Origin of the sequence: Neorhizobium turbinariae (genome assembly GCF_023223505.1) — a bacterium.
Taxonomy (GTDB): domain Bacteria; phylum Pseudomonadota; class Alphaproteobacteria; order Rhizobiales; family Rhizobiaceae; genus Neorhizobium; species Neorhizobium turbinariae.
The window spans coordinates 194,258-212,860 of record NZ_JALPRY010000010.1 but is presented as its reverse complement, the minus strand read 5'-3'; the positions used below and the strand labels follow the sequence as shown (position 1 = coordinate 212,860).

Below are 18,603 nucleotides of genomic sequence, written 5' to 3'. Positions count from 1 at the left end.
TAGGCCCGCAGACACAAGTAGAACAGTCACGTGCGATCCGGCTGCGGTTTCTGGGCGTCCCGCTTGTCTTGAAACTCGCCGACAATGCCCATGAAGGTGCGCAGGAATCGTTCCATGATCGAAAGCGAGCGGTCGACTTCTTCATCGGTGGGCAGCGCATTGGGCGGCGTGTGGCTCAACCGCTCTTCCAGCGCCGTCACCCGCTTTTCAAGCCGCTCCAGTTCCTCTTCATAGGCCGCCCGCTCATCCGGCTGCATCCGGCAGGCCAGCACGCCGTCCTCGTCGCGGCAAAGTGTCATGGCGCCCGTCTGCGTGTCGAGCCGCACCACGCCCTTTTCGGTCCGCTCCAGCTGGAAGCGGTTGGTGGAGGGCGCCGAATCACCTTTTGTCTCAGCCTGTTGCGCATGCGCACTGACCGACAGCAGAAGCGCGATCGGGATCGAGAGAGCCAGTTTCATCTTGCAGTCCTCCTCATGGTTCCGGTGGACAAGCGCCGGGCTTTGCGGCAAACGGTCCGACAACAAGAGATCTGCCGGAAGCTGATGATGACGGATATAGTGTACAAGATCGTGCCGGAAACGCTCTGGCGCCAGGCCAAGGAAACAGGCGTTTTCGAAGGCGCTGAGATCGACCTCAAGGATGGCTACATCCATCTGTCGACCGGGACGCAGGCCAAGGAAACGGCGCGGCTGCATTTTGCCGGCGTCACCGGGCTGATCCTGGTGGCGCTCAACGTCCATGCGCTGGGTGACGCCCTGAAGTTCGAGCCCTCGCGCGGCGGCGACCTTTTCCCGCATCTTTATGCGCCGCTGTCGCTGAAGGCGGTGCTGTGGGAAATGCCGCTGCTCGTCGGTGTGGATGGCGAGCATGCCTTTCCGGAGAAAATTCCGTGATCGGCCGCCTGGCCGGGATCGCCTCCCGTGGTCTCTTCACCTTTGATCCGGAAACGGCCCATGGGCTGTCGATCAAGGCGCTGAAAAGCGGCCTCATCCCGCCCTGCCGCCTGGCCGAGGATCCGCGGCTGGTGCAGACGGTGGCCGGCATCCGCTTCCCGAATCCGATTGGCCTTGCCGCCGGTTATGACAAGAATGCCGAGGTTCCGGATGCCATGTTGCGGCTCGGTTTCGGCTTCACGGAAGTCGGCACGCTGACGCCGAAGCCCCAGGCCGGCAACGACAAGCCCCGCATCTTCCGCCTTATCGAAGACCGCGGCGTCATCAACCGCCTCGGCTTCAACAACGAAGGCCATGAGGCGGCGCTCCAGCGGCTCGCCGCGCGTGGCAAGGCGCCCGGCATCCTTGGCGTCAACATCGGCGCCAACAAGGATGCGTCAGATCGCATCGCCGATTATGTCGCCGGCATCGCCAGGTTTTATGCCCACGCCACCTATTTCACCGTCAACATCTCCTCGCCGAACACGCCGGGACTTCGCGATCTCCAGGCGCGCGAAAGCCTGAAGGCGCTGCTTGATGCCGTGCTTGCCGCACGGGCCGAGGAAGCCTTGCGGCATGGCCGCTCGGTCCCGGTTTTCCTCAAGATCGCCCCGGACCTCACCGAAGAGGGGCTCGATGACATCGCTGCCGAAGCGGGTTCGCATCCGCTGGACGGGCTGATCGTCTCCAACACGACGCTGGCGCGCGACGGGCTGAAGAACCAGGTGGAGTCGAAGGAAACGGGTGGCCTCTCCGGCGCGCCCCTGTTCAAGCGGTCCACCGCCGTGCTTGCCAAGATGCGCCAGCGCGTCGGTGTCGACCTGCCGCTCATCGGTGTCGGCGGCGTTGGAAGCGCTGCGGACGCGCTGGAAAAGATCCGCGCCGGCGCCGATCTCGTGCAGCTTTACTCCTGCATGGTCTATGAGGGGCCGGGCCTGGCGTCTGCCATCGTCAAGGGCCTGTCCGGCTTGCTGGACCGGGAGAAGGTCTCAAGCATCCGGCAACTGCGCGACAGCCGAGTCGATCAGTGGGCGGCGACGAAACTCTGACGCGCCTTGCGCGGGACCATCGCGGCGAGGAAGAAGCCGCGCATCAGCAGGAACAGGTTGAGCGAAAGCCACAGCCCGTGATTGCCGATCCATGGCACGAGCACCGCCAGGCTGGCGCAATAGCCGACAAACGACAGCAGCATCATGTTGCGCATCTCGCGCGACCAGGTGGCGCCGATGAAGACGCCATCCATTTGGAATGCGAGCGCCCCCGTCAGGCCCGTCAGCGCCGCCCATCCGAGATAGACATAGGCTTCCTGCCGCACCGTATCGGAGGTCGTCAGCAGGTGGATGATCGGCTGGCCGAAGACGAGGAAGAACATACCGACAGCCGCTGCCATTGCAAAGGACCAGAGGCCGGTGAGCTTCAGCGCCCGATCGAAGGATGGGCGGTATTGTGCACCCACGGCGCGACCCGCCAGCTGTTCGGCAGCCCCGGCCAGCCCGTCGAGGAAGAAGGCGGACAGCATGAAGATGTTCATCAGCACGGCATTGGCCGCCAGCGTCACGGCCCCGAAGCTTGATCCGACGCGGGTAAGCAGCGTGAAGGCGGCGTTCAGCACCAGAGAGCGGATGAGGATATCCGCATTCATCTGGAACAGCTGTTTCAGCTTGGCCGGATCAAACAGTTCTGCGTGGCTTGGTCGTTCGCCGGAGCGAAACTCGCGGCTGACCAGGGCCAGACCGATGACGACGGCCGTGACTTCGGCGATCGCCGTCGACCAGGCGACGCCAGCGACACCATAACCAAGCACGAGGCCGAGCAGGATGGCGAGCACGATGTTCGTGCCGTTGAGGATGATCTGCAGCACCAGCCCCATCACGCCTTGGCCGCGCCCGAGCACGAAACCGAGGATGGCGAAGTTGGCGAAAGTCGCGGGGCTCGTCAGCACCCGAATGCCGAAATACTGGCGTGTCACGGCCGCGACAGCGGGATCGCCCGTCATCAGGTCCGGCGCAAAGGCAAGGATCAGCGGCGCCAGCGCCAGCATCACGAGCCCAAGCGCCATTGCACTCAGCAGCGCTCGCCAGAACACCGCCTGTTGTTCGCGGCGGTCGCCGCGCCCGAAAGCCTGCGCCACGAGCCCGGTGGTCGAGGTGCGCAGGAAGCTCAGGCTTCCATAGATGAGGTCGAAGAGGATCGCGCCGATGGCAAGGCCCGCCAGCGCTTCCGGCTTGCCCAGATGCCCGACGACGGCCGTGTCTGTCAGGCCGAGCAACGGTGTCGTGAGAAAACCGAGCGTCATCGGAATGGCGATGCCGAGCACCAGGCGGTGCGTCACAGGAAATGGCTTGATCGCGGTCGCTTCCGAGGATGCTTGCTGCATGGTTTAGCCGGACAGCACCATGGCCCAGTAGGGACGTCCGTCCTTGGCCTTGGCAACAGCAACGCCCAGGCCGCTGAAGCCACCGAGCATGTTGTGCAGGTGCTTTGGCGAATCGATCCAGGCCTGGACGGCGGCCTCCACCGAGCTTTGGCCGGTGGCGATGTTTTCTGCCGCCGGCAGCGATACGTCGGAGCGCTTCATGCGGCTTGCGAAATCGTCACCGAGCCCGATCAGGTGCTTCATCTGGTCGGCCTTTGCCATGCGGATCGCCTGCACCGCGGCAGCCTTGCGCGCTGGTCCATTGCTTGAAAGGGCAGGGAGACCCTTGGCCTCTCGCAGCTTGTTGACGATCAGCAGGGCGGCAGCCGTATGATCCTCGACACCCGGCGTCGGTGTCAGCACCGAAGTGGTGGAACAGCCGGCGATCAGGCCGAGACCGGAGAGGAAAAGGAAGCGGCGGCGCGAGGCCGTGGTGTTCACGGTCATCTTAGCGGCGGTAGCTCAGGAGGCGGATCACGAGGAAGATCGGAATGACGATGATCGCGCCCAGCACGAGATAGTCGCCAACGCGGCCAAGTGCCCGGAAGCCGTTGTACCAGAGGTCGAGGAACCAGTAGCGGATCGTGTCAATGATGTTGTCGGGCGTAAAGCCGAAGATGGCGAGAACGAAACCGACGATCAGGCACACGACGATTAGCTTGATGATCGTGCGCGCCGGCGTATCACCGAGAAACCTGTTCACCCCATCCGCCATTCAAAGTCTCCAGAATACTGATGCCAAGTACTGTGCCATAGCCGCCACGGATGCGCCGGGCAAGCAGCGATGGCTCTGCTCCGCCTCTCAGATAGAACTTGAGTTTTTTTGTGGCTTCGGCAATAGCAGGCAATTCCTCCGGAAAACCACATGGCCCCCACATCTTCTGCCTTTAATCAGTTCTCCTCGGGGGACGTCCTTGCCGACCGCCGCGTAGATTATGCCCGCATGCTGGCCGAGGCCGGCGATCATGCCGCCGCCGCCGAACTGATCGAGCAGGCGCTCGAGCTTTCGCCGCATTGGGCAGCCGGCTGGTTCATGCTCGGGGAATACCGGGAAAAGGCGGGCCGACCCGATGCCGCCGATGCATACCGTCAGACGCTTGAGCTCGAGCCTGAAGACGTGTTCGGCGCCACGCTGAAGCTCGCGCTGCTTGGCGAGGAGAGCGTGCCCGACCTGCCGCCGAGCGGTTATATCGAAAGCCTGTTCGACGATTATGCCGATCGTTTCGATACCGCGCTGGTCGAGAAGCTCAACTACTCAGTGCCGGAGAAGCTTGCAGCACTCATCGCGCCCCATGCACCGTTCGATCATGTCGTTGACCTTGGATGCGGTACTGGGCTTTTGGGGGAAGCCATCCGTAGCTCCGTGACGCGGCTCGAGGGCTTCGACATCTCCGCCAACATGCTGGTGCGGGCCGAACAGAAGGCCATCTATGACCATCTCGGCCAGGCGGACCTGAGCTTGCCGCACCACGAAGCTGGCCTCTTCTCCAAAAGTCTCGCCCTTCATCGCGCCGATCTCGTCTCGGCAGCCGACGTGCTGATGTATCTCGGTTCTCTCGAAACCGTATTTCCTCTGGTCACGGCGCTTCTGCGCCCGAACGGCCTCTTTGCCTTTTCTGTCGAGGATGCCGGGCCAGACGGCGGTTTCGTGCTGCGCGAGAGCCTGCGTTATGCCCATTCGCAAGCCTATATCGAGATGTTGCTTGCCCAGCACGGCTTCACCTTGGCCGAGTTGCAGCGCACCGTGATCCGCACCGATGGCGGAAATCCGGTCCGCGGCATTCTGTTTCTGTCGCGCCTGGGCGCCTGAACGCAGCATTTATTGCGGATTTAAGTCTTGCGCATGCAGGCGGTTGAACTGCCTTGCGGGGCGGAATATTGCAGTGCAATATTTTCAAGTCGTGACGAGATGATCCGGAAGGAATGGCCTTTGGCGCAGAGCGAGCAGGTGCAGAAGCGCAGTATTGGCTTCTATAGCGCAGATCCGTCGAAGCATACGCCTCTCGAAGATACACAAGGCATCTTCATCAGTGCCATGACGGTGGCGCTTGGCCTCTACTTCCTCAATCAGGTCGGGCTTCTGACCAGCGGTACGGCGGGCGTCGCCTTCCTGCTGCACTATGCCTTTGACCTTCCTTTCGGCCTGCTTTTCTTCCTCGTCAACCTGCCGTTCTATTACCTCTCCTTCAAGCGCCTCGGGCTAGGCTTCTCGCTGAAGACGTTTGTCGCCATCCTCGTCGTCTCGGTCATCACCGAACTCGAGCGGCGTTTCCTGGTCATCGAATATCTCGACCCGTTCTGGGCAGCCCTGCTTGGCGGCATCCTGATCGGCTACGGCCTGCTCGGCATGTACCGGCACCGCGCTTCGCTCGGCGGCATCGGTATCCTCGCCATCTACCTGCAGGACAGGTTCAAGATCCCCGCCGGCCTCGTCCAGCTCGGCTTTGATCTTTGCGTCATGGTCGCGGCCTTCTTTGTCGTCAGCCCGGTCACCGTGCTCTGGTCCCTGGTCAGCGCCGTCGTCCTCAACCTGCTGCTGACGATCAATCACCGGTCCGACCGTTATATCGTGGTGCGTTGATGACATTCCAAAATCCCATGAAGACACCCGTCGGCTTCTGGTCCTCGAGCCCGGAAAGGCATTCGCTGCTGGAGGATATCCAGGGTGTCGCCGCCGGCAGCATGCTGGCGGCGCTCGGCGTCACGCTGCTTGCCACGGCGCAACTGATGGTCGGCGGCACGGCTGGCCTCGGCTTCCTGCTGCGCTATTCCACCGGCATCAGCTTCGGCGCCGCCTTCTTCATCCTCAACCTGCCATTCTACTGGCTAGCCTATCGCCGCCTTGGCCTTCCCTTCACGGTGAAGACCTTTGCCGCCGTTGCCCTGACGGCGATCCTCACCAGCATCCTGCCGCAGCTCATCACGGTCAGCTCCGTCGAGCCGATCACGGCGGCGGTGTTCGGCGGCCTTCTCATGGGCTGCGGCATGCTGGTGCTCTTTCGCCATCGCGCCTCGCTCGGCGGCTTCGGCATCCTGGCGCTCTACCTGCAGGACCGTTTCGGCTGGCGCGCCGGCTTCGTCCAGCTCGGGCTGGATTGCGTCGTGCTGATCCTCTCCTTCTTTGTCGCAAGCCCCGCCGTCATCGCCTGCTCGGTGCTCGCCGCCGTCACCTTGAACCTGACGCTTGCGATCAACCACCGCGCCGACCGCTACATCGTCCGGTAGCTCTTCTTATTCCACGCCGGCGGCTTATCTTAACCGTCGTGGACCTGATCGAGACCCCATCCCCCGGCCGCGACGCCGCCACTCTGCCCCGGCCGTTCCTCAAATGGTTTGCCGAAAAGGGCTGGGCCCCGCGCGCCCACCAGCTGGAGCTTCTGGCGCGCGCGCAGGGCGGCGAGAACATGCTGCTCATTGCGCCGACCGGCGCGGGCAAGACGCTCGCCGGTTTCCTGCCCTCGCTCACCGATCTCGTCCAACGCGGCAAGATCCCGCCGGGCTCGGCCTTCACCGGCATCCACACGCTCTACATCTCGCCCCTGAAGGCGCTGACGGTCGATATCGAGCGCAACCTGATGAAGCCTGTCACCGAGATGGGCCTGTCCGTCACGGTCGAAAACCGCACCGGCGACACGTCCCAGTCCAAACGCCAGCGCCAGAAGCTCAACCCGCCAGACATCCTCCTGACGACACCCGAACAGGTGACGCTGCTGCTCGCCAACAAGGAAGCGGCACGTTTCTTCAAGGACCTGAAATACGTCGTCCTCGACGAGCTTCATTCGCTGGTTACCTCCAAGCGCGGCCATCTTCTGTCGCTCGGCCTCGCGCGCATCCGCCGCCATGCGCCCGGCATGCAGACGATCGGGCTCTCGGCCACCGTCGCCGATCCGATGGAACTGCAGCGCTGGCTGGTGCCGCAAGGGGAAAACCCGGCGCCACCCGCCGGCCTCGTCCATGTCACGGGGGGTGCCGCGCCCAACATCAGCATCCTCGGCACCGAAAGCCGTATTCCCTGGGGCGGGCATGTCTCGGCTTATGCGATTGCCGATGTCTACCGCGAGATCAGGAACCACGGCACGACGCTGATCTTCGTCAATACCCGCTTCCAGGCCGAATTCCTGTTCCAGGCGCTCTGGAACGCCAATGACGACAACCTGGCGATTGCGCTCCACCATGGCTCGCTTGATGCCGGGCAGCGGCGCAAGGTGGAAGCCGCGATGGCGGAAAACCGCCTGCGCGCCGTCGTTGCCACCTCGACGCTCGACATGGGCATCGACTGGGGCGACATCGACCTCGTCATCCATATCGGTGCACCAAAGGGCGCCTCGCGGCTTGCGCAGCGCATCGGCCGTGCCAACCACCGCATGGACGAGCCCTCGAAGGCGATCCTCGTTCCCGGCAACCGCTTCGAGGTCATGGAGTGCCAGGCAGCGCTCGATGCGAATTATCTCGGCGCCCAGGATACGCCGCCGGTCGGAGAGGGGGCGCTGGATGTGCTCGCCCAGCATGTCCTCGGCATGGCGTGTGCCGAACCCTTCGATCCGCTGGAGCTCTACGACGAGATCATCAGCGCCTCGCCCTATGCCGGCCTTTCCTGGGAGATGTTCGAGCGCATCGTCGATTTCGTCGCGACCGGCGGATACGCGCTGCGCGCCTATGAGCGATATGCCAGGATCCGCAAGACGCCGGAGGGCAAATGGCGGGTGTCGAACCCGCATGTCGCGCAGCAATACCGGCTCAACATCGGCACCATCGTCGAGGCGACGGAGCTCAACGTGCGCCTCGTCAGGCGCAGCGCCACCGGCACGCTCGGGCGGGGCGGCATGTCGCTCGGCAAGGTGGAAGAGCAGTTCCTCGAACAGCTGCGCCCGGGCGATACCTTCCTGTTCGCCGGCAAGGTGCTACGCTTCGAGACCATCCGCGAAAACGAATGTCTCGTGTCCACCACCTATTCCACCGACCCCATGATCCCGGCCTATGCCGGTGCCAAGTTTCCGCTGACGACCTATCTTGCGGACCAGGTGCGCTCCATGCTCGCCGATCCCGATCGCTGGGACGTCCTGCCCGACCAGGTGCATGACTGGCTCGCCATCCAGCGCGAGCGATCGATGATTCCGAGGCGCGACGAACTGCTGATCGAGACTTTCCCGCGCGGCAAGCGCTTCTTCATGATCGCCTATTGTTTCGAAGGCCGGCTTGCCCACCAGACGCTCGGCATGCTGCTGACGCGGCGGCTGGAACGTGCCGGTGCCCGGCCGCTTGGCTTCGTCGCGACCGACTATTCTCTCGCCGTCTACAGCATGAACGACATGGGCGGCATGATTGCCAGTGGCCGCATGAGCCTCTCGGACCTCTTCGACGAGGACATGCTGGGTGATGATCTCGAAGCGTGGCTTGCGGAAAGCTACCTCCTGAAGCGGACCTTCCGCAATTGCGCCATCATCTCCGGTTTGATCGAGCGCCGTCACCCGGGCAAGGAAAAGACGGGCCGGCAGGTTACGGTGTCGACGGATCTGATCTACGACGTGCTGCGTACCCACGAGCCGGATCACATCCTGCTGGAGGCGACGCGCAGGGATGCGGCAACGGGTCTTTTGGATATTGGCCGGCTAGGCGATATGCTGGCGCGAATCAAAGGGCACATTACCCACCGCGATCTCGACCGTGTTTCGCCGCTTGCCGCTCCCATCATGCTGGAGCTCGGCAAGGAAACGGTGCCGGGTGAAGCAAATGATGCGGTGCTGGAAGAGGCTGCCGAAGAACTGATCGCGGAGGCAATGGGCTGATGCGATCCGCGATGTTAAGAGACGACGACTTGCTGACCCGCATCGGCCTCGCGGCCCGAACTTTATCCACGACAGCGGCACCCTCGGGTGCCGAAGAAATCGTCGTCCACGGCGTATCGGCCGTTTGCGATCCGCTGGGCGGGCTCTACCTGCCGGAACTCGGCATGCTCGTGGTTTCCGACCTGCACCTGGAAAAAGGGGCAGCCTTTGCCCGCCGTGGCATGATGCTGCCGCCTTACGATACCATTGCGACGCTCAACATCCTGTCGGCTGTCATCACCCGTTATGATCCGAAGGTCGTGGTGTCGCTCGGCGACAACTTCCATGATCGCAAGGGCTCGCAGCTGCTGCCGGCCGATCTTCGCGCCCTGATCACCAACATGGCCCGCGGCCGCGACTGGATTTGGATCAACGGGAACCATGACCCGGATGGAACGGTGGACCTTCCGGGCATCTCGACGGATGAACTGCTCTATGGCGGTCTGGTGTTCCGCCACGAACCGAGCCTGATTTCGGGCAAGGGGGAGGTCGCTGGCCATCTTCATCCCTCGGCCACCGTGCGTCGGCGCGAAAAGTCGGTGCGCCGGGCCTGTTTTGCCTCGGACGGCCAGCGGCTCCTGATGCCGGCCTTTGGAGTGTTCGCCGGCGGGCTGGACCTCAACCACAAGGCCATGCACGGCCTCTTCGACCGTGAGGCCCTGGTCGCGCATCTTCTGGGGCGCGACCGGATCTATTCGGTGCGTTATGGAAACCTGATCGGCTGAACCAGCCGATCAGCTTTGGATCAACGATAGATCAGCACCGGCACCTTAGAGCCGGCGAGCACCTTCATGGTGACGCTGCCCAGCATGAAGGCCTTGAAGCCCGAACGGCCGTGCGAGGCCATGGCAATCACGTCGCAATTGCGCTTCTCGGCCGTTTCGGTGATGCAGCGGGCCGGATCGAGACCAACCAGCTTCACCGTGTCGCAGGCAACCTGCCGCTGCTTTGCCGCTTCCTTGGCATTGGCCAGGAATGCATCGGCCTCCTCGTGCGCCCGGCGCTCATATTCTGCATGGGCGATCTCCATGCCGGCCGGGTTGATGGTGAAGACCTGCAGCGGCTCGATCACGGCCAGCACCGTTGCCTCGGCACCAATCTCGCGCGCGAAGTCCAGCGCCTGCTCGAGTGCCTGGGTCGAAAGCGGCGAGCCATCGGTCGGAATGAGAACTGTCTTGAACATGATCGAGCCTCCGTTTGATCGCGCGAAACGTCTGCCACAAGCGGCCCGACGACATTGATGTGCGTCAACCTCGATCGCCGGGGTCAGCTCAAACGGATCAGTCCTTGCGGAAGATCAGGCTCGCACCCCATCCGGTAATGACGGCAATCAGCACGCAGATCAGGCCGTAAGCGAAGGGCCGCTGGTGCGCGGCATCAGTGATCGCCTGTTCCAGGCCGGTCTTGACGACCCGCAGAGGCATTTCCTTCTGGGCAATCAGCGCGCCGCTCTTGAAAAGATAGGCCCGCACCATGTGCATCCCGTCGGGAATATTGGCCGGCAGCCTCAGCGACGCGCGGAACAGGCTCGAAGACACAAAGCGCACACCGTTCGTGTCGCGCTGGTAGAGCCCGTTGCTGAGCTTCAGGCGTCGGTAGGCATCACGGAACTCGCCGATCAGCCCGGAATTTGGAATGTAACCGACCGGGTTCAGCGGCAGGTGGTCGATCCCCACCCCGATATTGTTGAGGCTCGGCGCCTCGTCGATGCTTTCGATCTGCCGGGTGCTGGCCAGGGAATAACTTTCCGGCACCTGCTCGAAGGTCATCGACTGGGTGTTCATCCAGATGCCGAGCACGCGCTCCTTGCGGCGCACCGTCGCATAGTCCTTCGGCCCTTCCAGCGTCACCACGACATCATACTGGCCGATCGCCAGGAACAGCTCGTCGGCATTGGTGAGCGCACCAAAGATGGTCAGGTCAGCGCCCTGGAAGTCGGAAGCGATCGCGATTTCGCTGGTGGACGCACCGATCTCCAGCCCTTCCTTCACTGTCGACGCTTCACCGAACGGCACCTGCGCTGCCGCGGGCGAAATGAGCGAGACGAGAACAACGAGGGATGAAAGCAGCCGGCGCATCAGTAGGACAGGCCTCCCACCGCAACGGAATAGATGTCATCCGGCGTCAGCACCAGGCCGACAGCCAGGCGGATACCAACCGCGAGCACGAGCAGCGCAAGCAGTGCGCGCAGCTGTTCGCCGCGCAGCTTCTGTCCCACCCGCACGCCATATTGCGCGCCGATGACGCCCGCGACCATCAGGATCGTGGCAAGCACGATGTCGACCGAATAGTTCGTCGCCGCCTGCACCATGGTCGTATAGGCGGTCACGAAGATGATCTGGAACAGCGAGGTCCCGACGACGACATTGGTCGGGATGCGCAGGAGATAGATCATCGCCGGCACCATGATGAAGCCGCCGCCGACACCCATGATCGAGGTCAGCACGCCGATCGCAAAGCCGAGCGCCACCACCGGGATGGCGGACAGGTAGATCTTCGATTTCTTGAAGCGCATCTTGAGCGGCAGCCGGTGCACCCAGCTGTGCTGGCCGGGCCGCTTCAGCGGCGCGCTCTCGCTGTTCTTGGCGCGTCGCATCGCCCGCAGGCTTTCCTGCAGCATCAGCGCGCCGATCGTGCTCAAGAGGACGACGTAGAGGAGCGAGATGAACAGGTCGAGCTGGCCGAGCCGGCGCAGCCAGGAGAAGACCCAGACGCCGACGGTGGCGCCTGCGAGACCGCCAACAAGCAGCACCGTGCCGAGCTTGATGTCCAGCGTGCCGCGCCTGAAGTGAGTAATCGCGCCCGAGATGGACGAGGCGACAACCTGGTTGGCGCCCGTCGCCACCGCCACCACCGGCGGGATGTTGTAGAAGATCAGAAGCGGCGTGATGAGAAAGCCGCCGCCAACGCCGAACATGCCCGACAGGAAGCCGACAGCCGCACCCATTCCGAGAATGATGAAGATGTTCACCGAAAGCTCAGCGATGGGCAGGTACACAGTCACGGCTGGATCCCGAGGCAAGCAGAACGACGTTTAACGAGCGCCCGACGGTTCGTCGCAGCCCTCGCTCTCGTGAAGACGAAATCACTTCCACATGCCGGATGAACGAGGCATGAAGAGCCCCTTCGTCATGCGGCCAGCCTCGGCCATAGTCAATTCGGAAGGCTTAAGATTGTCGGCAGACCGCCTGCTTTCATGCAGGCGTGCCTAAGATAGCCTTGATCTTCAATCTCGGCCGGGTAAGTCGTCTTACCCGAGACCCTTTGCCCGTTGCCCCGTTGCCCCGCCGTTACTTGTTGCGGGCCAGCAGTTCCTTCACCAGCGCATCGTTGATCTTGCCGGTCGGCTCCTGGCCGACGGAGGTCTGGAAGGCCTTGATCGCGGCAATCGTCTTGGCTCCCATCTTGCCGTCCGGGCGCCCGGCGTCGAAGCCGTTCTTGGTCAGGATGCCCTGGATGTTGCGGATCGCCTTTTCCATGTCGACGGAAGAGGTGGTCACCGCCTGGCCGGTCGCCCATTCATCCGGAATATCGACGGAGTTCGCCTTCGGGTCGAGCGGCTGCTGCGACCAGGCCTCGACCTTCGCCTTGGCGCTTTCGAGCTGCTCCTTGCGCATCGCATTGGCAACTTCGTCGCGCTTCTGGGCCGCGTCCTGGTCGCCATCCTTGGCGGCCACGGCAAACCACTTGTAGGACTGTTCCAGATCCTGCTTCACGCCATTGCCGCGCGCATAAAGGATCGCGAGGTTGAATTGGCTGTCGGCGACGCCGAAGTCGGCGGCCTTGGCGAACCACTTCACCGCCGCGACGTAATCCGGCTGCCCCGTCGCACCGGAGGCGTAAAGGACCGCGAGATTATGCATGGCGCTGGCATTGCCGGCCTCGGCGGCCTTCTCGTAATAGCTGATCGCCTTGTTGAGGTCGCGCGCGACGCCGGTGCCCTTTTCGAAGATGTTGGCGATCCGGTATTGCGCCGGCGCAAGGCCGCGGTCTGCGGCAAGCTTGTACCAGTTGGCGGCTTCCGACGGGTCGGCCTTTACACCGCGGCCATCGGTATAGCGGGCGCCGATCTCGAAGAGCGCGTTCGGGTCACCCGCCGCCGCCGCATCAGCCAGCGACTTCGGTTCGAGCCCGGCCGGAACGGCAATCGGCGCGTCGGCGGTCGTCGACGCCGCAATGAAATTATCCTGCTGCGCGGGCGCTGCATCCGGCGGCTCGATGGCAGACGGCTGGCCGTTCGTCAGGTTGGGATCGGCAAGCCGATTGGCGCTCTGCACCGGCTCCGGTTCCGGCGCCGGTGGCTCAGCCTCCGCTGCCGCAAAATCCATGTCATCGGCGCCATCGGTCGCAGCCTGGTCTTCGCTCGCCGGCAGTTGGCCTTCAGGCTGCATCTCGGCAACCGTCGGCTCGGCCGGCGCTTCCACCTGCGCCGTCGGAAGGGCAGCGGACGGGGCCTCGGAGCCGCTCGTCAGCGTCCGGGCAAGCGGCATCGCCATCAGCGCCAGCAGGACCGCACCCACCGCCATCAGGATCGGCCGGCGAAACTGCGACATCTTTCCGGCAGCGGCCGGCTTGCCGGCGCTCTTCATCGCCCGGCGATAATCCTTGGTGGCAGCGGCCGGCTGCGACGGATCGACCTCCTGCGCGGCGGCCTTTGCGGCGCGACGGGCAGCGGCAATGTAATCGGCACGTGCGGCACCGGATGAGCGCTCGGCGTCGAAATCGCCGGAAGCCTGGCTGGCGCGCACCCGCTCCAGGATCTTCTTCACGTCCGGCGCACCCGAACCCGGCTCGATCAGGTCGTTCTGCAGGTCAGCCGGCAGAACGTCCGTCGGATCAAGCGACGGCGTCGGATCGACGACGGCGCGCTGGCTCGTTGCCGCCTCAGCCTTGGAGCCCGGCATGAACCGGCGCGAAAGCTGCGTCAGCAGGCTCGGCTTTGCAGCCTGCGGGGCCGCGATGCGGCTCTCTGCCTCGGGCTGCTCCGCGTAGGCGGCATGGTCCTCTGCCGGTTCGACAGCCTGCTCGCGGGGAGCGGCTGCCGGAGCCGATGCCCCGCCGGATGCCCGCTCCGATGTCTGGTCCCAGGCCACATGCGCCAGTTCTTCCTGCATCACCGTTTCAGGAGAGGCTGGCGCCTGCACAAAAGCCGTGTTGGCAGAACCGCCGCGTGCCAGCTCGCGCCGCTCAGGCCCGGTATATCCGCCGTCGGAAACCGGCTGCGGCGCCGAAAAACGCTCTTCCATGCCGTCGAGCCGGTTGGCGATCTGCACCAGCGTGCCGTGCAAGGCTTCGAAAGTGTGGTGGGTGCGCTCTTCGGAAGAGCGGGTCAGGTCTTCCAGATGCCGCAGGTCGTCGGCAAGCGCGGTGAGCGCCGCCATGTCGGCCGCCGCCATCGGTGCGCCGCCGGAGGCATTGCGCGAATAGGCCTCGACCACCGTTTCGGCGGCCTGGCGTGCGGCCTCGATGACATACTCATCATTGGTGGCCATGTAGTTTTCGATCGCCGACATGCGGTTGTCGAAATCGGCCGGAAGCCCGGCCGCCGGCTGCGGCTGGCTGATCAGCACCGAAAGATGGGCGATCTGGTCTTCGAGGCTGCGCAGCGCGCTTTCGTCATGGCGCGGCTGCGCCGTCGCCTCGTCGAGCCGCGATGCGATGTCGCTCAGCCGGTCCTCGATCCGGTCGAATGCCTGCAGTTCGGCCGGCTGCAGGCGCGGCGCAATCTCCATTTCCTCGATCCGGCGGGCAAGATAATCCAGCCGCTCGCCGAGCGCGTCATTGACCGAACCCTGCTCCAGCCCGTCGATCTTGCGGGAAATGTCGGCAAGGTAGTCAACGAGTTCGCTGTCATGCGCCGGGCGCTGGTTCTGCTCCAGCATGCGCGAAAGCTGTTCCAGCCGCTCCTCGAGCCGCATGGCGGCCTGTTCGTCGGCAAGGTCCGAAATCCGCGCCGTCAGTGCTTCGAGCCGCGCCGAAAGCGCCTCGGTTGGGTCAGGCTGCTGGTAAGCCGTCTGGCCGATCATGTCGATCTGTTCGGCAAGCGCGCCGATGCGGCTTTCCACGCGTTGCAGGAAGGCTTGGTCCAGGCGGGCCGCTGAAGCAGCATGGCTGCTTGCGGCAATCGCCCGGCTGATCTCGTCGAGCCGCTGGTCGAGCGCCGCAAACTGTTCGCCATAAGCGGCATCGTTCGGCTGCATGCGGGTGCCGAGCTGCTCCATGGCGCCGGCCACCGCGAGCAGCTTCTGCTCCAGCGCCCGGATCACCGGGCTGTCGCTCATCTCGCCAAGCTGGCTCTTGATGTCGTCGATCCGGTAGGCGAGCGCCACCAGTTCCTCGCGCAGCGCGGCCGAATCCTGCTCCTGCATCCGGTCTTCCAGGCCCTGCCAGCGGGTTTCCATCCGGCGAACCGAGTCTTCGCGCGCCAGACCGTCCATCACGGCGCGCAGCTCTTCGAACTCTTCCTTCAGCGCCGCCACTTCAGGCGTTGCCTGGTGCCCCAGCTGATTGATGCTTTCGGCAAGCTGCGTCAGGTCGCTGCGCAGTTCTTCGTTGAAGCGCTGGTCTTCGGCGACAGAGCGGATCGAGCGGATTTCGGAGCGCAGCGCATTCATCTCGCGGGCAACGCCTTCGGAAATATCCTGCTTCAGCTCCTGGCGCAGGCTCACAAGCGCCTGGGCAATCTCCTGCATGGCAGGGTCGACGCGTGGTGCCTGCGGGGCAGGCGCCCGGGCCGGGATCGGCTGGCGCAAATCCTCGCGGCGCAGTTCCTCACGACGCGGCAGCGGCGCGGAAGGGCGCGCATCGGCATAGCGCAGGTTTTCGCTGCGGGCAGGGGCGTAACGCTCCGGTGCACGCTGTGCTTCCGGCGGACGAATGGGCGCGCGCTGCGCCTCATGACGGGGTGCAGCCGCACGCCTTGGCTCGTCATGGAACTGGCTGTTGCGGTTGCGGTCGAGCATGCGCTGGCGCTCGCGGATTTCGGCCAGCGGATCGCTCGGGAAAGCGCCAGAACGTGCGGGGCTCGCCGCGCGCGGTGCAGCAGGCGGCGTCGGCATGGCCGCTCGCGGATCCCGCGCCGTGCCCGACATCAGCCCTTCGATCCTTGCCTCCAGGCCCTCGATGGTGCGGTTCAATGCCTCCAGGGAGGAGCGGTCGCCGGTACGGGAAGGGGCTGATCGTGATCCGTTCATGTGCTCGCTCGTTCGACCTTGTGCCTGCGCTCTGACAAGAGAGCCCAGCCGCATCGGCGAACTCTCGGGAATTTCTCAGTCGTTTTGAAATGCCTTACGCAAGACTGTCCGTTCGGCGGTCGCGGTCTCATCGCGTGGAAAGATGATTTGCGCCGCTTCAAGGGCCTACTATTTCGCCAGACGTGGTAAACAACCCGTTAACACCGGTTAAGATTTTAACCTTTTCGGAAGATCTTGCCCCTTGTGTTGCTGGATTTCGTGCACGCGGGGTGCCCGGCTCGAAGCCTCGGCTCACATCCATCACCGGCCGCGCCGCATGCGCCAAAAAAGCCGACCAGCTCCGTTTGACGTTTACGCAAACGTCAATTATTTATGCCATACGAGACTTGGCTGAGGATCGGCCAAAGAGGATATGGAGGAAGCTCGACCATGCCAGTGTACAAGGCGCCCGTTAACGACACGCTTTTCATCTTGAACGATGTCCTGGGTCTTGAGCGTTACGGCAACCTGCCAGGTTTTGCGGATGCAACCCCGGACATGCTGGAAGCGATCGTCGGCGAGGCCGCCAAGGTTGCGGAAGATGCGCTGTTCCCGCTCAACCTGTCGGGCGACCAGGAAGGCTGCACGCGGCATGACGACGGAACGGTCTCCGTGCCGAAGGGCTTCAAGGAAGCCTATGACCAGTATTGCCAGGGCGGCTGGATCGGGCTTGCCGTTCCGGAAGAGTTCGGCGGCCAGGGCCTGCCTTACACGCTGCACGCTGCTGTCGGCGAGTACATGTCGTCCGCCAACATGTCGCTGATGATGTATCCGGGCCTCACCCAGGGCGCGATCGCGGCGATCCTCGTCCACGGTACGGATGCCCAGAAGCAGACCTACCTGCCGAAGATGGTCGAAGGCACCTGGTCGGGCACCATGAACCTCACCGAGCCACATTGCGGCACCGACCTTGGACTGCTGCGCACCAAGGCCGTTCCGGCTGGCGACGGCACCTACAAGATCTCCGGCCAGAAGATCTTCATCTCTGCCGGCGAACACGGCATGACGGACAATATCATCCACCTCGTGCTCGCCCGCATCGAGGGTGCGCCTGAAGGTACCAAGGGCATCTCGCTCTTCATCGTGCCGAAGTTCCTCGTCAACGAGGATGGTTCGCTCGGATCCCGCAACGGCGTGTCCTGTGGAGCGATCGAAGAAAAGATGGGCATCCACGGCAACGCCACCTGCGTCATGAACTATGACGAGGCGACCGGTTATCTCATCGGTGCGGAGAACAAGGGCCTTTCGGCCATGTTCGTGATGATGAACGAGGCCCGTCTCGGCGTTGGCCTCCAGGGCCTGTCGATCGCCGAAGTGGCTTACCAGAACGCCGTCAACTACGCCCGCGAGCGCATCCAGGGCCGCTCGCTCTCCGGCCCGAAGGCGCCGGACAAGAAGGCTGACCCGATCATCGTCCATCCGGACATCCGCCGCTCGCTGATGACCATCAAAGCCTTCAACGAGGCAGGCCGCGCCTTCATGCTGTGGACGGCGCTGAAGTCCGATATCGCCCATCGCTCGGAAGATCCGGCAGAACGGCAGAACGCCGATGACCTGCTTGGCCTCGCCACCCCGATCCTCAAGGGCGTGCTGACCGACAAGGGTTTCGATCACGCCGTCATGGCCCAGCAGGTTTACGGCGGCCACGGCTATATCGAAGAATGGGGCATGAGCCAGTATGTCCGCGATGCCCGCATCGCGATGATCTACGAAGGTGCCAACGGCATCCAGGCGCTCGATCTCGTGGGCCGCAAGCTTGCCCTGAATGGCGGCCGCGCCGTCATGGCCATGTTCAAGGAAATCGGCGATTTCTGCGAGGAAAACCGTGCCGATGAAGCGATGAGCTTCTACACCAAGCACCTGAAGAAGGGTCTCAACGACCTGCAGGCGTCGACCATGTGGTTCATGCAGAACGCCATGGCAAAGCCCGACAACGCCGGTGCCGGCTCGACCGACTACATGCACCTGTTTGGCCTGGTGACGCTGGGCTACATGTGGGGCAAGATCGCCAAGGCCGCGCAGGATCGCCTGGCTGCGGGCGACCCGCGCGAGGAATACCTGAAGAACAAGCTCGTCACGGCACGGTTCTACATGGAAAAGATCATGCCGGAGACTGCCATGCGCAAGGCCCGTATCGAGGCCGGCGCCGATACACTGATGGAACTGGCCGCAGAAGCGTTTTGACGACTGGCGCCGCG

Annotated in this window: 16 protein-coding genes; 8 read left to right on the top strand and 8 right to left on the bottom strand. The window is 63.7% G+C overall.

Annotated features, from left to right (window positions below; all coding sequences use genetic code 11):
* Positions 1–26: 26 nt before the first annotated feature.
* Positions 27–458 carry a hypothetical protein gene (locus M0654_RS09635; RefSeq protein ID WP_248682896.1) on the bottom strand — a complete coding sequence of 144 codons (432 nt, stop codon included), beginning with the start codon at positions 456–458 and terminating at the stop codon, positions 27–29.
* Between the two features lie 84 nt (positions 459–542).
* Between M0654_RS09635 and M0654_RS09630 the strand changes: the two genes are divergently transcribed.
* Positions 543–893 (top strand): DUF952 domain-containing protein, encoded by a 351-nt coding sequence (locus tag M0654_RS09630; RefSeq protein ID WP_248682895.1) that lies wholly within the window; start codon positions 543–545, stop codon positions 891–893.
* A complete protein-coding gene (locus M0654_RS09625) occupies positions 890–1,981 on the top strand; it encodes a quinone-dependent dihydroorotate dehydrogenase (RefSeq protein ID WP_248682894.1) in 1,092 nt (363 codons plus the stop codon). Before M0654_RS09630 ends, M0654_RS09625 begins: the two co-directional genes overlap by 4 nt.
* On the opposite strand, the gene M0654_RS09620 is transcribed toward M0654_RS09625, so the two are convergent.
* Genes M0654_RS09620 through M0654_RS09610 form a run of 3 tightly spaced genes read right to left on the bottom strand, consistent with a single transcriptional unit; the run spans position 1,957 to position 4,063 of the window.
* The gene (locus M0654_RS09620; protein ID WP_248682893.1) at positions 1,957–3,309 is read right to left on the bottom strand and encodes an MATE family efflux transporter; all 1,353 of its coding nucleotides are present in this window, start codon (positions 3,307–3,309) and stop codon (positions 1,957–1,959) included. The two genes, M0654_RS09625 and M0654_RS09620, sit on opposite strands and share 25 nt — an antisense overlap.
* A gap of 3 nt (positions 3,310–3,312) precedes the next feature.
* Positions 3,313–3,795, bottom strand: a complete 483-nt coding sequence (locus M0654_RS09615; protein ID WP_248682891.1) for a CAP domain-containing protein — start codon at positions 3,793–3,795, stop codon at positions 3,313–3,315.
* A gap of 1 nt (position 3,796) precedes the next feature.
* Positions 3,797–4,063, bottom strand: a complete 267-nt coding sequence (locus M0654_RS09610; RefSeq protein ID WP_118848615.1) for a DUF6460 domain-containing protein — start codon at positions 4,061–4,063, stop codon at positions 3,797–3,799.
* Positions 4,064–4,213: 150 nt separating this feature from the next.
* Between M0654_RS09610 and M0654_RS09605 the strand changes: the two genes are divergently transcribed.
* The 5 genes from M0654_RS09605 (at position 4,214) to pdeM (ending at position 9,898) form a co-directional block, all read left to right on the top strand.
* Positions 4,214–5,158, top strand: coding sequence for a methyltransferase (locus M0654_RS09605; protein WP_248682890.1), 945 nt, complete (start codon positions 4,214–4,216; stop codon positions 5,156–5,158).
* A gap of 120 nt (positions 5,159–5,278) precedes the next feature.
* On the top strand, positions 5,279–5,929 hold the full coding sequence (locus M0654_RS09600; protein WP_245450364.1) for a YitT family protein: 651 nt from the start codon (positions 5,279–5,281) through the stop codon (positions 5,927–5,929).
* The gene (locus tag M0654_RS09595) at positions 5,929–6,573 is read left to right on the top strand and encodes a YitT family protein (RefSeq protein WP_390919892.1); all 645 of its coding nucleotides are present in this window, start codon (positions 5,929–5,931) and stop codon (positions 6,571–6,573) included. The genes M0654_RS09600 and M0654_RS09595 overlap by 1 nt, the downstream gene beginning before the upstream one ends.
* Positions 6,574–6,611: 38 nt before the next feature.
* Positions 6,612–9,134 (top strand): ligase-associated DNA damage response DEXH box helicase, encoded by a 2,523-nt coding sequence (locus M0654_RS09590; RefSeq protein WP_390919891.1) that lies wholly within the window; start codon positions 6,612–6,614, stop codon positions 9,132–9,134.
* 11 nt (positions 9,135–9,145) lie between these two features.
* Positions 9,146–9,898 carry a ligase-associated DNA damage response endonuclease PdeM gene (gene pdeM, locus M0654_RS09585; protein WP_390919890.1) on the top strand — a complete coding sequence of 251 codons (753 nt, stop codon included), beginning with the start codon at positions 9,146–9,148 and terminating at the stop codon, positions 9,896–9,898.
* Positions 9,899–9,918: 20 nt separating this feature from the next.
* Here the strand turns inward: pdeM and M0654_RS09580 are convergent, their stop codons facing one another.
* From M0654_RS09580 to M0654_RS09565, 4 genes are all read right to left on the bottom strand, one after another.
* Positions 9,919–10,356, bottom strand: a complete 438-nt coding sequence (locus tag M0654_RS09580; protein WP_248682888.1) for a universal stress protein — start codon at positions 10,354–10,356, stop codon at positions 9,919–9,921.
* Between the two features lie 97 nt (positions 10,357–10,453).
* Positions 10,454–11,251, bottom strand: a complete 798-nt coding sequence (locus M0654_RS09575; protein ID WP_248682887.1) for a TIGR02186 family protein — start codon at positions 11,249–11,251, stop codon at positions 10,454–10,456.
* Entirely contained in the window at positions 11,251–12,177 is a 927-nt protein-coding gene (locus M0654_RS09570) for a sulfite exporter TauE/SafE family protein (RefSeq protein ID WP_248682886.1), read from the bottom strand. The genes M0654_RS09575 and M0654_RS09570 overlap by 1 nt, the downstream gene beginning before the upstream one ends.
* Before the next feature lie 286 nt (positions 12,178–12,463).
* Positions 12,464–16,366, bottom strand: a complete 3,903-nt coding sequence (locus tag M0654_RS09565; RefSeq protein ID WP_248682885.1) for an SEL1-like repeat protein — start codon at positions 16,364–16,366, stop codon at positions 12,464–12,466.
* A 429-nt stretch (positions 16,367–16,795) separates the two neighbouring features.
* Between M0654_RS09565 and M0654_RS09560 the strand changes: the two genes are divergently transcribed.
* Positions 16,796–18,589 (top strand): acyl-CoA dehydrogenase C-terminal domain-containing protein, encoded by a 1,794-nt coding sequence (locus M0654_RS09560; RefSeq protein WP_248682884.1) that lies wholly within the window; start codon positions 16,796–16,798, stop codon positions 18,587–18,589.
* Positions 18,590–18,603: the final 14 nt, after the last annotated feature.

Bases quoted from the DNA above. Each gene is read 5' to 3' on its own strand.
- M0654_RS09635 (WP_248682896.1), bottom strand. From the start codon at position 458: ATGAAACTGGCTCTCTCGATCCCGATCGCGCTTCTGCTGTCGGTCAGT.
- M0654_RS09630 (WP_248682895.1), top strand. From the start codon at position 543: ATGATGACGGATATAGTGTACAAGATCGTGCCGGAAACGCTCTGGCGC.
- M0654_RS09620 (WP_248682893.1), bottom strand. From the start codon at position 3,309: ATGCAGCAAGCATCCTCGGAAGCGACCGCGATCAAGCCATTTCCTGTG.
- M0654_RS09615 (WP_248682891.1), bottom strand. From the start codon at position 3,795: ATGACCGTGAACACCACGGCCTCGCGCCGCCGCTTCCTTTTCCTCTCC.
- M0654_RS09610 (WP_118848615.1), bottom strand. From the start codon at position 4,063: ATGGCGGATGGGGTGAACAGGTTTCTCGGTGATACGCCGGCGCGCACG.
- M0654_RS09605 (WP_248682890.1), top strand. From the start codon at position 4,214: ATGGCCCCCACATCTTCTGCCTTTAATCAGTTCTCCTCGGGGGACGTC.
- M0654_RS09595 (WP_390919892.1), top strand. From the start codon at position 5,929: ATGACATTCCAAAATCCCATGAAGACACCCGTCGGCTTCTGGTCCTCG.
- pdeM (WP_390919890.1), top strand. From the start codon at position 9,146: ATGTTAAGAGACGACGACTTGCTGACCCGCATCGGCCTCGCGGCCCGA.
- M0654_RS09580 (WP_248682888.1), bottom strand. From the start codon at position 10,356: ATGTTCAAGACAGTTCTCATTCCGACCGATGGCTCGCCGCTTTCGACC.
- M0654_RS09575 (WP_248682887.1), bottom strand. From the start codon at position 11,251: ATGCGCCGGCTGCTTTCATCCCTCGTTGTTCTCGTCTCGCTCATTTCG.
- M0654_RS09565 (WP_248682885.1), bottom strand. From the start codon at position 16,366: ATGAACGGATCACGATCAGCCCCTTCCCGTACCGGCGACCGCTCCTCC.
- M0654_RS09560 (WP_248682884.1), top strand. From the start codon at position 16,796: ATGCCAGTGTACAAGGCGCCCGTTAACGACACGCTTTTCATCTTGAAC.